General features: G+C 48.2%; 8 protein-coding genes. 4 read left to right on the top strand and 4 right to left on the bottom strand.

Annotation, left to right across the window (positions count from 1 at the left end; translation table 11 throughout):
• The coding region (locus ACFS7Z_RS22925; protein ID WP_377490157.1) for a PQQ-dependent sugar dehydrogenase at positions 1-712 on the bottom strand (712 nt) is incomplete at its 3' end.
• A gap of 922 nt (positions 713-1,634) precedes the next feature.
• Here ACFS7Z_RS22925 and ACFS7Z_RS22920 point away from each other — a divergent pair.
• The 3 genes from ACFS7Z_RS22920 (at position 1,635) to ACFS7Z_RS22910 (ending at position 7,139) form a co-directional block, all read left to right on the top strand.
• Complete coding sequence (locus ACFS7Z_RS22920; RefSeq protein WP_377490154.1) at positions 1,635-2,636, top strand: pectinesterase family protein; 1,002 nt, start codon at positions 1,635-1,637, stop codon at positions 2,634-2,636.
• Between the two features lie 193 nt (positions 2,637-2,829).
• Complete coding sequence (locus ACFS7Z_RS22915; RefSeq protein ID WP_377490151.1) at positions 2,830-4,131, top strand: acetylxylan esterase; 1,302 nt, start codon at positions 2,830-2,832, stop codon at positions 4,129-4,131.
• A 1,139-nt stretch (positions 4,132-5,270) separates the two neighbouring features.
• On the top strand, positions 5,271-7,139 hold the full coding sequence (locus tag ACFS7Z_RS22910; RefSeq protein WP_377490148.1) for a rhamnogalacturonan lyase: 1,869 nt from the start codon (positions 5,271-5,273) through the stop codon (positions 7,137-7,139).
• Between the two features lie 657 nt (positions 7,140-7,796).
• Here ACFS7Z_RS22910 and ACFS7Z_RS22905 read toward each other — a convergent pair.
• The 3 genes from ACFS7Z_RS22905 to ACFS7Z_RS22895 form a co-directional block, all read right to left on the bottom strand.
• Entirely contained in the window at positions 7,797-8,081 is a 285-nt protein-coding gene (locus ACFS7Z_RS22905; RefSeq protein WP_377490145.1) for a hypothetical protein, read from the bottom strand.
• Positions 8,082-9,039: 958 nt separating this feature from the next.
• Positions 9,040-9,453 carry a hypothetical protein gene (locus ACFS7Z_RS22900; RefSeq protein ID WP_377490142.1) on the bottom strand — a complete coding sequence of 138 codons (414 nt, stop codon included), beginning with the start codon at positions 9,451-9,453 and terminating at the stop codon, positions 9,040-9,042.
• 599 nt (positions 9,454-10,052) lie between these two features.
• Positions 10,053-11,381, bottom strand: coding sequence for an MFS transporter (locus ACFS7Z_RS22895; protein ID WP_377490139.1), 1,329 nt, complete (start codon positions 11,379-11,381; stop codon positions 10,053-10,055).
• Positions 11,382-11,675: 294 nt separating this feature from the next.
• Here ACFS7Z_RS22895 and ACFS7Z_RS22890 point away from each other — a divergent pair, with 294 nt between their 5' ends.
• A complete protein-coding gene (locus ACFS7Z_RS22890; protein WP_377490137.1) occupies positions 11,676-11,873 on the top strand; it encodes a hypothetical protein in 198 nt (65 codons plus the stop codon).
• The last annotated feature ends 130 nt before the right edge of the window (positions 11,874-12,003 follow it).

Raw genomic sequence — 12,003 nt, 5'->3', positions numbered from 1 at the left:
AGACGAGCAGGGTGCCGTCGGTGCCGAAAACCAGCGAGCCCACGCCATGGCTCTCGTGCAGCACCGGAATGCCGGTAGACCTGGTGGCCCCGAGCAGGATTTTGCGGCTGGCGGTGTTGATGCTGTAGCCCGAAGCCGTCCTGGAGGCCGTGTAGCGGGTGAGCCTTCCAATGGTGGCGCTGAAGTACTCGTTCGTCGTGGCGCTGTAGCCAGCGGTGCCATGGTGCATCAGGTGGTGCCTGTCCACGGTGTAGAGCAGGTAGAAGTGGCCGTTGGTCTCGAACTGCGGATGCAGGGCAAAGCCGAGCAGGCCGAAGTCCCGCCAGCCTCCGACCTCTTCGCTGATGTCGATGAAGAGCTTTTTCTGGCCACTCTCCACCACCCACACTCTTCCGCGCCTTTCCCACACAAACATCTGGCTGCCCGTACTGTTAAACGCCAGCCCCACCGCCTCATTCCATTGTGAAGACACCCTAACGGAAGAGAAGCCGCTGGGCGGTGTCTGGGCTTGAACCAATTGCCTGCCGGTGCAAACAAAGAAGAGAAGCAGGGGGAGGACGGCCTTCAGAAGTCGGATGAACCGGCTTGCTTTCAGACGTCTGCTGTTTGTGCGGGTCGATGCGCTACGGCCACAGAAGCTATTCCAGCTTACAGTGGTTAAACATTGAAATTGGGATGCAGCAAGCCCTGTAAGTTTGTAATGGTGTATCATGAGAGGAAGATTAATTAAAAAGAAAAAACACCGGAAGCGGGAAAGTGGAGCAGAAGTTTGAGTAGCCAACAGGCTGATCGGACTTTAGACTTAATGCCGCTCAAAATGAGGACAAGAGGGACAACAGTGTTTGTACTATCATATAAATATTGTGTATGCCAGATGTATCTAAAGCACCGGAGCCCATAAAAGCTTTAGTATCCTGCCGTATAGTATGCGCTACAAGAGATAAACCTTAGTTGAAACTACCTATGCAGTTGGTAGGCAAGGAGTGAACAAAAAGCTGAATCACGCAAGGCAAAACCTACTCCATACAAGTATTCAGTTCAAAGCATTTTTAACAAATTCATGGGAATGGTATCTTTTAAACTTTAAATTAGATTTTAATTAAACTCATTTTTTTAATTTTGGTTATAAAATGCAAGACTTAAATAAATATATTACATTTAAACGCTTCTCTTTCTAATGTGAAAGCGCGCTTTTCCTGTGTAAAAGTTAATAAGACTGTAAATAAAATAGTATCGGTAGCTGACGGGTTGGGCATCGACTCCGGGCGAGGGAACAATTGGTACAGGTCCGGGATGATGCTTCGCAAGCTTCAATAAGCCTAGGATTGAACCATGTAAAGAACATCTTTAGAAGCTTTGCAAAAAAGGATTCAATGGCTTTATATATTTAATTAAGAGCGACTCAAAAACACCCTCCGCCAGAGATGCTCCAAGCTGCTGAGAAACACCCTCTCCTTCTCCAGGTCATGGTAAAACCACCGCTTGGCTATATGCTATCTGCTCTATAAACTCTATATTTAGCAATTGGCAATATTGCCTCATTACATTGCATACAGTAACGTTTTTTATACAGTATTGCTAAATCAAAATAATTTAAAGCTATACAAGTAAAACTTCTTTTAAAGAATCGATCTATGATGAAGCATTCTATATTCATAATTCTTTTGATTTATCTTTTTGTTCAAAATACCTTTGCACAACAATCTTATCCGTCCATGCTTACCGTTGCCCAGGATGGCAGCGGTAATTATACCACCATTCAGGAAGCAGTGAACTCTGTTCGGGATCTGGGGCACAAACGAGTGACTATTCTTATAAAAAGCGGTACCTATCATGAAAAACTGGTGATTCCTTCATGGAAAACCAATCTCACCATAACAGGTGAAAGCCCGGAGAGCACTATTATTACCGGGAATGATTTTTCAGGGAAAAAGATACCCGGAGGGGCAGATGAGGTTGGCCTGGAGAAATACAGTACCTACACGTCGCATACGGTATTAGTACAGGGGAATGACATCGTACTGGAGAACTTAACGATTGAAAATACAGCCGGAAAAGTAGGGCAGGCAGTAGCCCTCCATGTAGAAGGAGATCGCGTAGTGGTAAGGAACTGTAGGTTGCTGGGAAATCAGGACACCCTCTATACAGCCACTGAAAACAGCCGCCAGTTTTACCAGGACTGCTATATTGAAGGAACGGTAGACTTTATTTTTGGAGAGGCCACTGCTGTATTTCAGAACTGTACGATCAAAAGCCTGGCAGATGCTTACATCACTGCTGCTTCTACCAGACCCGGTCATGAATTTGGCTATGTTTTTATTGACTGCACCCTGATTGCTGCTCCTTCTGTGGAGAAGGTATACCTAGGAAGGCCCTGGAGACCGTATGCTAAAACAGTTTTTATCAGAACCCACATGGGACAACATATCTTACCGCAGGGCTGGGATCCTTGGAAAGGGGATGAAATGTTCCCGGACAAAGAAAAAACCGCATTTTATGCAGAGTATGCTTCTAAAGGTCCCGGAGCAAATCCGGTGGCCAGAATAAACTGGTCGAAACAGCTGAATGCGAAGGAGGTAAAGGCATATACCCCGCATAACATACTTAGCAACTGGAACCCCATGGCCGTGCGCTGAGCATTATCATTGTATAGAAAGTGAAATTTGTTCAGAATACCGCACTTGACATGGAAGGAGAACAGGATTAATGAATACCGGCACATTTAAGCGCTATGAAGCACCTTTCCCTTTCACTCAAAGAAAAAGTCACATACGGCGGCTCTTTTAATATAAATTGAAATCAGCATATACTTTTTACACTTCATCGATCATGAAGAAAATCCTGTTACTTATATACTGCTTTCTGGCTGTCTATACCGCTGATGCGCAGAATTACCCCTATCAAAGCAATGTGCTGTGGGTAACCACCCCCAGTAACACCAATTGGCTGTATAAGCTGAAAGAGGAGGCAAAAGTAACCGTGTCGCTATATGAGTATGGCGTGCTGCAGGACAATGTTGAGGTAAGCTACAGCATCGGCCCTGAACTGATGCCGAGTGAGAAAACAGGGACAGCCATGCTAAAGAATGGGAAAGCAGTTATTTCGCTGGGCACCATGTCCAAACCCGGCTTTAAGGATTGCCGGCTACAGGTAAAACTCAACGGGGAGGAGTACAGGCACCATATAAAGGTAGGGTTTGAGCCGGAAAAGCTCACGCCCTACACTCAGTTCCCAGGTGACTTTACCAGCTTCTGGGAGAAAGCGAAAGAAGAGGCCGCCAACTGCCCCATGGAAGTAACCAGAGTCTTTGTCCCGGCCTATTCAAGCGATAAAGTGGACTGCTACCTTGTAAAGCTGCAGGCGTTCCGGAAAGGGAACTTTGTGTACGGCTACCTGACAGTTCCTAAAAAGAAGGGGAAGTACCCGGTGGTGTTTGCCCCTCCGGGCGCAGGCATCAAATCCATGAACCCCTTAAAGGACATCTTCTACGCTGAAAGCGGCTTCATCCGCTTCGACATGGAGATACACGGCATACGGCCGGACTTGGATGAGGCAACTTATAAAGAAATCAGCCAGGCCTTTGGAAGCGGCAATAACAGCTATCTGGTGACTGGTCTGGAAAGCAGAGACTCCTACTACATGAAGAAAGTTTACCTGGCCTGCGTACGCGCCATAGACTATCTCACATCGCTGCCGGAGTGGGACGGGAAAAACGTGATTGCGCAGGGAGGGAGCCAAGGGGGTGCCCTGGCCCTGGTAACCGCAGGGCTTGACTCCAGGGTTACCGCTTGCGCAGCCAACCATCCCGCATTGAGCGACATGGCCGGGTACAAAGCCAACAGGGCCGGCGGCTATCCGCACCTTTTCACCAGGTTCGACGGCATGGATACCCCGGAAAAGCTGAAGACACTGGAGTACTACGATGTTGTGAATTTTGCGAAGCTTGTTAAAGTACCTGTCTTTATGACCTGGGGATACAACGATGATGTTTGCCCCCCTACTACCAGCTACATCGTGTACAACACCTTGAAAAGTAAAAAAGAAGCCCTGATTACCCCTGTGAACGAGCACTGGATATCCCTTACAACCCGTCACCAAATCCTGGACTGGATAAAGGAAAACCTTCTGTAGTTGTCATACAAAAAAGTTTCCTCGTTTAGAAAACAAGCAGCGAAGTAGGTTTAGCTTTTCAGAAATTGACCATTAGTAAAGGAAATCTGTGAATCTAGAACATTTCCCACTGTGGTTTAGCAGTTAACATTAACTATTCTGATAGTAGATAAAGAGGAGCAGTATAAGGTTGATGCTTTGACGGTAGTTCTTCTCTGCTTCTAAAAGGTGCTAAAGAGGGAAGCTGGCAGTTCTTATCTGATTTTTTAGATTTGCTCAATTTTTCAGGACATCAGATAGGTCTTTGATATATGCAGTCCTAATGGACTGAAATCTGAACATTGCACAAAATTTCAGGCTCACACTGCTGCTCATGCTTTCAATTGCGCTGCATCTTATATCCGTGGCAAAGGAAGTATTCTTGGATGGAACACTATTATTTATTGGTTCCGTCAAAACAGAAATAGGGATTCGAATAATAAAAACATTACTGTATCACAGACTTCGATTTTTACAAAAGACAGTACGGTGATTCTGACATAAGACATACAGGAAGTTATAGACAAAGACCATGGGGACGGCGGCGTGGTTATCATTCCCAAAGGAACCTTCCTGAGTGGCTCGCTCTTTTGTAAAAAAGCATGCACCTGTATCTGAAAGTAGGCGACAGGCTAAAAGGCAGCGACGAAATCAGCAATTTCTCTCTAGTGCTCACACAAATGTAGGGGCAGACACTGAAATATTTTGCTGTCTGCTCAAGGCTTCGGCTATAAGATGTCAGGCTTTACATTTGAAAATATAGATGTAACAGCAGCAAAATTCCCTGACATAGATACTTCCATTATAGAGAAATCTAAACTGAAGAACGTAACCGTTAATAAGGAGAAAGTTATCTGAGTATAATTAAGTCTTTAGCTTCGCCGGCTGAACGAACTCGGCGCTCTTCTTAGCCGGCTTTTTAGGTTTGCTTGCCTGGTGTTGGCGTTTCGCCAATATTATTTCTTAAATTACGTAGGGCGTAGCGGAACGCTAAGACCAGCGAAGTGATTTTGGCTTGAGCTGCAGAAGCCTTTTGATGCGATTAGCTGCCCCGGACCTTATTCCACCCGTTGTGGCTGGCCTCGGAGCTGCGTCAACACCTTCATTTCTAAGCATAGCGTATGAAAAATCTGATTCTATCCCTGTTCTTTTTTTGCTTCACCACCTCGGTTTACGGTCAGCGTGTCATGGAGAACCTGGACCGTGGGGTGGTAGCGGTCCGGCACAAGCCTGATGCTGTTTTCATTAGCTGGCGTGTGTTAGCAACCGAACCAGAAAACCTTCCTTTCAACCTCTACCGCACAACAGGCTCAGGGAAACCTGTAAAGCTTAACCCGCATCCCATCACCGGCGGCACGAACTTTACTGACACTAAAGCGGACCTGACGCAAAACACCGCCTACACCGTGAAAGCCCTCATGAAAGGCAAAGAAACGACCGGTAGTAAGCCTTTTATCATCCCCGCCAACGCACCGGTAGCCCAATACCTGTCCATTCCGCTAAAGACGCCTGCGGGGTACAGGCCGCACGACGCTTCAGCCGGAGACCTGGATGGTGATGGCCGGTACGAGCTTGTGCTCCACCAGGTGGGCAAAGGACTTGACAACTCCTTTAATGGGTATACCGACAAACCCATCATACAAGCCTACAAGCTCGACGGAACACTGCTGTGGACCATTGACCTGGGCCGCAACATCCGCGAAGGCGAACACTATACCCAATTTATAGTGATTGACATGGATGGCGACGGTAAGGCCGAAGTTGCCATGAAAGCTGCCGATGGTACTATAGATGGCAAGGGACAGGTGATTGGAGACTCCACGAAAGATTACCGCAGCAAACAGCCCAATACCTTGGGTAAAGTACTGGACGGGCCAGAGTTCTTTACGGTATTCGATGGCCAGACCGGAGCTGCGCTTGCCACTACGGACTATATCCCCTCCCGCTATCCTACCGATGGCTGGGGCGGTCCCGGCGGAAACGGGGGGAATGACAACACCGGAAACCGGGTAGACCGGTTCCTGGCCTGCGCCGCCTACCTCGACGGTCAGTTGCCGAGCGTGGTGATGGCCCGCGGCTATTACGGCCGGACAGTGCTCGCCGCCTGGGATTACAGAGTTGGAAAATTAACCTCCCGCTGGGTGTTTGACACCAAAGATGGCAATAACCCTTTCTCCGGCCAGGGAAACCATAATCTGACCGTTGCTGACGTGGATGACGATGGGAAAGATGAAATTGTTTATGGCGCTATGGTGGTGGACGACAACGGAAAAGGTATGTTCTCTACCGGCTTCCGCCATGGGGATGCCCTCCATGTGAGTGACCTGGACCTGGACCGCCCCGGCCTGGAAGTGTTTGGCCCTCATGAAATAGAAGACCATTCGAAAGGCGACTCGGGATATGTGAAAGATGCAGGCCCCGGAGTGGCTGTCTATAGTGCCCGTACAGGAGAAGTATACTTTAAAGGCGCCATTGACACGGATGTTGGAGCAGGAGTGGCAGAAAATATAGACCCCGACAATCCTGGCGCAGAGATGTGGTGGTCAGGCTCTGAGGGCCTGCATTCTATGAAAGGGACTAGAATAGGACCTACCCCCTCAGCCTCCTGGTTAATCTGGTGGGATGGCGATTTGACCCGTGAATTAATAGGCGGCGGCAAGGTCAGTAAATACAAAGGCGGCACTATTTTCACGGCAAGCGAAGAAAGAGGCAACGGAAGAGGGAGTCCGAATCTGACAGCCGACCTGTTCGGCGACTGGCGGGAAGAGTTCATCCTGAGTGCAGGCCCCAACGAGCTCCGCGTTTATACGACCGTCATTCCTACAAATCATCGTCTTCATACGCTCATGCACGATCCGCAGTACAGGCTCAGTATCGCCTGGCAGAATGTTGCTTACAATCAGCCGCCTCATCTGAGTTTCTACCTTGGTGAGGATATGAAGAGAGTTCCCAAAATGAAAATTGTACTGCCAGAAAAGGTTATCAATTGATAGCTATTGGCAGTGAACTCTCAGGCGGTGTGAAAAATATATTAGGACATTTGCACCGTATTGGACGGTGCAAATCTAAACCATCTTGTTTTCATCAAAACCAACTAGCACAGAGGTGAATTTGTGCGGAACATACACGTCAGCAACCTAAAGGCAGGAAAAATCGACCAGGGATTCTTGGGTCTTAAAAAAGTGCTTTACCAGTGGCGGAGCTTGATTCCAACGTATGAGCGATGGCATACGCCAATCAAAGACATATTCCTAACAAATGTAGAAGCTTAGAGGGTAAAAGTAAGTTGCAAGAATATTAGGAAAGCTTCCTGTAGAAAGTGTCTTTCACATGAATGTAGCTGCGGATACTGTGCAAGGAAGTAGCACATACACGAGAATAAAGTGAAGTCCAAAGTTAAAGAATAGCGGGTCGGGGCACAGTTATAAAAGGCTTTTCTACGACAGGCAGTAGCATGTTGGAATATATGTCAGGGGCAAGCGCAGTAAGCGCCGGGGCCGGCATATTTGTTGGCGGCTACTTTGTCAGTGGTGCAGATGAGGGTACGCTCCCGGAAGAAAGTATGCTATATATTAAAACCTGACTCAAGTGGGAGAATACCTGCTCTATATGCTTACCAGTCTACGACCCCTGTCGTCTAGCTTTGACTACCTGAGGCACTTAATGCTGGGGACCTTCATCAGGCCGCGGATGGTGCGCTTCTCAAAGTTGACATGCGAGATAAAGTCATAGGAGGTGAGCAGCACCCCACTGGCACTTTCGCTCTGAATCTCAAACTCCACCCAATACCCCGTGGAGTTGTTGTATATGGAAACGTGGGGCTTGATGGAGACGAGCCTGTGCTGCACACGCTCTGTGAGCTCGGCCGCCACATCCGGCATGCGCGCCTCAAGTTCCTGCTTTGTCATGGCTGTGTGTGGAATGGCTGGCATAGGCATTGGGCTTGCTGCCCCATTTAGTTTTGTCTTGAACACAAGTCGCACACGCTCTTGCGGATGTTTAAGTATGCAAGATAGTAAATATTTTGGTTGTTTAATATATAACTTTATGACGCCTGCTGCAACCTCAGCAGGTGCTGCTGGCCACACTTTAGAAAGCACCTGCGGGCTGTACCAGATACACCGCTTTGTCATACCGGGAAGAGGGGCTCTCCTGACTGTTGGCACAACAGCTGGGGCAAAAGCTAAGTAACAGCATACAGGTGAAGAAGAAAAGGTAAATCTCTCTTGGCTGTAGGCCTGACATAGGTGGCCAGGTTCTGAAGGTGGGACGCGCGGCCCACTGCTCCGCAGTATTGCGGTGGTCGTACCACAGGATATTTTCCTTTAACCTGTAGCAGAGCGGGTGCACCTACAGGCAAAGTTCTTGTTCAAAAGCAGTGGATGAAGAACTTCCCTGACGTGGAAAGCGCAGGAGACTGGATGCATAAAGAGGCCTGAACATAGTCTCCCCTTGTAAACCTGATACAGTCATGGCTTTAACTTGCTACATTAGACTGTAGGCTATTGATAAATAGATTTAAGCAAGGCGTTCAATTTGACTTTGAAGGAAAGACGTGTATATATCTTCGCCTTCAAAAGGATGCAGCGGTCTCTCCTATGCGATTGGATGAGTGGAAGAGATATCCGGTGAGCTGTGTAGCTGCGGCTCTTCAGCGATTTTGCTTAGCATCAGCACCTAACTCTGAGGGGTCCATCATTTTGACTTTCCTGTGTCAGCCCCCTTTTATCAGGTATAACGGAAATTTTTTACAAAAAGGGGGAAAGAAGTGAGGTGAATCAAATTCATTGGCTAAAGTGGGCAAATGTACTGCCAAGTAAGAGCGTATCTCAGCTCAGGAAAAACAACCTTCAGTTTGCCTCCGCCAGCAGTACTACTCTACAGCAGCTCTCAAACCAGTAGCCACTGCGCAGCAGCGTCCTTATCTAAGAAGTAGATCATATCTATGAAGCTGCCAAACCCACTGTTAAAAGCATTCTCATTTTCTGATGGGACATTAGCCACCAGGTCAAAGTTGCTCTTGTTTACAAGCAATGCCACTCGGTGTTGCTTTTGCATGTCAAAGTACGGAAACAGGTTTTGCAACATCCAGTTCAGGTCCGCTATGTCAATGTAATACAGCTGACGTGTATCACACAACCAAGCCGTTAGTTGATGCGCAGTGGCACACTGTAGTGCTTTGGCGAGCACGTTCCTCAGAGGCTGCCTGCTGCAATGCTGCAACCAACAGACCTGTACTAGTCTCCCTTCTCTGTCATATGAAACCACCCCATACTCATCTGAATAATGCTCTGTTAACGCCATTGGAGCCGTTCGTTCACTTGTTCATAGGGTGAATATAGTAAATATAACTTTGCTAAACGCAGGTAGCATAACGAAAGGAAGAGAAACTGAAATCACCTGCAGCAGTTCATCAGAACCCCCATCTCATATAAGTCTGGATGCTTAACTAAATTTACCTCTTTTTTCTCTTCATTTTTGTAACGAACTGAAATGACATATTGGGCCTTGCTATTGAAAGATTACAGCATTCGCTAAGCCTCAAGATACCTGAGTAGGCTCCCTTGCCTTCAAGTGCAGAGATTTCATGGGGTTTGACTTTAGTGCTGTGATACAGGCATATGGCACCAGTACGTTTTGCAAAGAGGACTACCTGCTCCTGCAAGTAGGCAGCCAACGGTTGTAAAGACCCTAAAATAACTGTTTTCTCCCCGGAGCCTTCCACACAGCAGGCATCAGCTTTTATACGCTGACACCACGTACTGCCGGTAACAAAAACGGGGCATACCTATATGGAGGCAATCCCTTATAAATAACGGGAATGCACAAAGTCACAGGAACAGAGGAGTGTAGCCTCATTAGCTTTATCTCTAACACCCTGCGCCACTTTATCTTTTTCATTCTCACAGCTTTACAGGCTTCATGCGTGGGGTGATAAAGTGCATGATAAGCCAAGCCAGCAGGTAAGCACTTCCGCAGACAATAAAGATGACATTGTAGCCACCAGCCAGCCTGTCAAGGGCCTTGTAGTGGTCCAGCACGAGGCCTATAAAAAGGGGGAACAGCACACCGCCCAGAGAGCCAGCCATGCCACCGATTCCCACCACCGAGCTCACAGCCCTTTTAGGAAACATGTCGGATGCTGTTGTGAAAATATTGGCGCTCCAGGCTTGATGCGCAGCGGCAGCCAGGCTGATCAGGCCCACCACCGTCCATAGGTCAGTCGTGAACTGGGCTCCCATGATAGGGACAACACAGAGCGCGATAATCAGCATCGCTGTTTTACGTGCTTTGAAAACAGGCCATCCTTTATTGATGAAATAGGAGGAGAGGTAACCGCCACCAATACTGCCGACCGTGGTAGCAGTATACACGACCGCCAGGTGCAGGCTTGGCTTCGAAAGGTCCAGTTTAAAGACACTGCTGAAGTAAGAAGGCAACCAGAACAAGAAGAACCACCAGATGGGGTCCGTCAGGAACTTACCGGCGATAAAAGCCCAGGTTTGCCGCACAGTCAGCAGCTTTGACCATTTCACCGGCGTTGTGTCTGATACTTCATCCGGCGTGGAAGCGTCACTGTCACTATGAATGTAGTCGTACTCGGCTCTCTGCAGGCGCTTTTGCCGGGAAGGTATCTCATATAATATCCACCAGAAAGCCAGCCACACAAAACCCACAGCACCAGTCGCGATGAAGGCCATTTCCCAGCCGTATACGCCCAGCATCCACGGTACCAGAATCGGAGCGACAACGGCACCGATGTTGGCGCCGGAGTTGAAAATGCCGGTGGCGAACGCCCGCTCTTTCTTCGGGAACCACTCGGCAACCGTTTTTATGGCAGCCGGGAAGTTGCCTGCCTCGCCTAATCCCAGCGCAGCCCTTGCTATGCCAAAGCCCAAAGTGCTCCTGGCGGCGGCATGAAACATGGCGGCAAGGCTCCACAACACAATAGAAATAGAGTACCCTAGCTTAGTCCCTATTGTGTCTATTAGCCTTCCGAAAAGAAGCAGCCCCACGGCGTAAGAGGCGGCGAACGCCATGACGATACTGCTGTAGTCGCTTTCTGTCCAGTTAAACTGCACCTCCAAAGCAGGCTTCAGTAGCCCAATGATCTGCCTGTCCAGGTAGTTAATAGTTGTAGCAAAAAAAAGAAGGGCACAAACGACCCATCGGTAAGACCCCATCTTACCCTGGTCTACCTTGCTTTGTAATTTAGACTTTGTCTCAATCATTTTGGTAAATGTTATGCTGTAATTTAATGAAAGATGTGGTTTCACTATCCGGAATCCTGTCAGCAATGGACTTGCCACCAGGGAAACCGGTTGTTGTATTGCCTGCTTCTGCTCAGCGGGCTCCTGAGAGGCTGAAAGCTGCCAAAGCGAAGCCGTCGATGAAATGGAAGATAACGCCTAATACTGCTTGCATAGACAAATAAAAATAGCCACACAATCTATAGAAGCGTTTGTATGTAACTATCCTGTTCCATCCTGCCCCCATTGATTTAAAGTACAGGTACAGAAATAAAAATGAGAAGTCCCCTGCTACAGTACATGCCGCCTTTTCTAGTACTGCCCCCTTCGTCCAGCCGAAGCGCATTAGCTGGCGTCACCGCTCCTCCTTACTTCCTCTTTTCCGTGAGTTCCTTCCGGACATCCTTGAACGATACGATGCTGAGCAGGAACGGCTCAGCCAGCAGGTTGCCGGGTGGAGAGGCAGCAGAATAAAAGCATGCAGGCGGTGCGCTCGGAGAAAGCGCACCAGGACATATGCCTAGGGGAGGGCTTAGGAGGTGAATGCTTTAACAAAAGGGAAGAAGTGAGTCTTCCAGTTGTGGTGAGGCAACGCAGCAGCATC

The sequence above is a fragment of the Pontibacter toksunensis genome, assembly GCF_042686245.1.
Lineage (GTDB): Bacteria > Bacteroidota > Bacteroidia > Cytophagales > Hymenobacteraceae > Pontibacter > Pontibacter toksunensis.
The sequence above is the reverse complement of the archived record's forward strand: the minus strand, read 5'-3'. Positions and strand labels throughout refer to the sequence as shown.

Excerpts from the sequence above, each read along its gene's own strand:
- ACFS7Z_RS22920 (WP_377490154.1), top strand. The coding sequence starts at position 1,635 with ATGATGAAGCATTCTATATTCATAATTCTTTTGATTTATCTTTTTGTT.
- ACFS7Z_RS22915 (WP_377490151.1), top strand. The coding sequence starts at position 2,830 with ATGAAGAAAATCCTGTTACTTATATACTGCTTTCTGGCTGTCTATACC.
- ACFS7Z_RS22910 (WP_377490148.1), top strand. The coding sequence starts at position 5,271 with ATGAAAAATCTGATTCTATCCCTGTTCTTTTTTTGCTTCACCACCTCG.
- ACFS7Z_RS22905 (WP_377490145.1), bottom strand. The coding sequence starts at position 8,081 with ATGCCAGCCATTCCACACACAGCCATGACAAAGCAGGAACTTGAGGCG.
- ACFS7Z_RS22900 (WP_377490142.1), bottom strand. The coding sequence starts at position 9,453 with ATGGCGTTAACAGAGCATTATTCAGATGAGTATGGGGTGGTTTCATAT.
- ACFS7Z_RS22895 (WP_377490139.1), bottom strand. The coding sequence starts at position 11,381 with ATGATTGAGACAAAGTCTAAATTACAAAGCAAGGTAGACCAGGGTAAG.
- ACFS7Z_RS22890 (WP_377490137.1), top strand. The coding sequence starts at position 11,676 with ATGAGAAGTCCCCTGCTACAGTACATGCCGCCTTTTCTAGTACTGCCC.